This is a genomic window from Rothia sp. (in: high G+C Gram-positive bacteria), from assembly GCF_030540545.1.
Taxonomy (GTDB): Bacteria; Actinomycetota; Actinomycetes; order Actinomycetales; family Micrococcaceae; genus Rothia.
Genome location: NZ_JAUNVZ010000140.1, coordinates 1 through 1,002 on the forward strand (window position 1 = coordinate 1; position 1,002 = coordinate 1,002).

General features: G+C 58.9%; 1 protein-coding gene and 1 pseudogene. Both read left to right on the forward strand.

Annotated elements, in window-relative coordinates:
* A partial coding sequence (locus Q4P78_RS09500) for a hypothetical protein (protein ID WP_303340123.1) occupies positions 1-749 on the forward strand: 749 nt, incomplete at its 5' end.
* A 142-nt stretch (positions 750-891) separates the two neighbouring features.
* A pseudogene (locus Q4P78_RS09505) lies at positions 892-1,002 on the forward strand (TetR/AcrR family transcriptional regulator); the annotation flags it as partial.

Below are 1,002 nucleotides of genomic sequence, written 5' to 3' on the forward strand. Positions count from 1 at the left end.
TCATCGGGTACCTCCCCTATCGTGCCTACGGACGAACCCTGCACGATCGGGTCGATAACGTGCACCATCGTGAGGCTGCCCAGGCCGAGCCGCCCGGAATTCTTTTCTTCTTCGACGGCGATTACCTGCTTCGTTCCAACAGCAGGTTGCTCAGCCGCACCTCCAGTTTGCGCCGCGACCTCGCCGATATTGCCCGCGAACACCGCATGCTGTGCGTGCCCGTGTTAGCACCAGGAACCCTTGAAGCACCCGTTTTCAATGACCCCACAACCACCTGGTGGGTGCGTGCCCGCAGGAACGGTCGTGTTTTTCGTGCCCTTGCCGCCGACCTCGCCGAACGCTACGGATACGATCGCACGCGCATCTGGCTTGCCGGGTATTCGGGCGGAGCGGAATTTATTACCTACGAACTGCTGTCGCATTCCAACGACTGGCTGCTGGGCGGGGGTGCTTCCATGATCGGTGGAGGCGGTTCCGACGGTATTCCGCAGCGTTTCCGTGGGCCCAGCCGCTCCCTAAACGGGATGCTGCTCAGCTGGCATGTGGGAGACCGCGACGGCAAAGCACCGGCTTCTGCGGGCCAGATCTGGTCAGCGCAGCGTGCAGCTCATGAGGGTGAAGACTTTTACCGGGGACGGCAGGCACGCACCATGCTGCGTATTCTGCCAAAGCAGGGGCATCGTGGGTATCCGCTGACCTCTTTGATTCGGGACGATTTGCGTGCCGCCACACGGCTGGGCTACCTCTAAGCCGGGGCTTCTAAATTTTCCGAGCACAGTATTTTCATTCCTAGTCAGGGCGTGATGCGCTCGTTGAGAAATGTCTCAAGTTTTTCGGTAATTTTTTGTGCCGCAGTCGCAATTTATTGACGTTCTGCGGTAAAGTGTCACTATGCCTCGTATTTCTGCCGCAACAAACGCCGCTCAGCGCGAAAACACCAAACGTGCCATCCTCGAATCTTTCGGGAAGCTCCTCTACTCCCGAGGACTCCCCGGACTCACC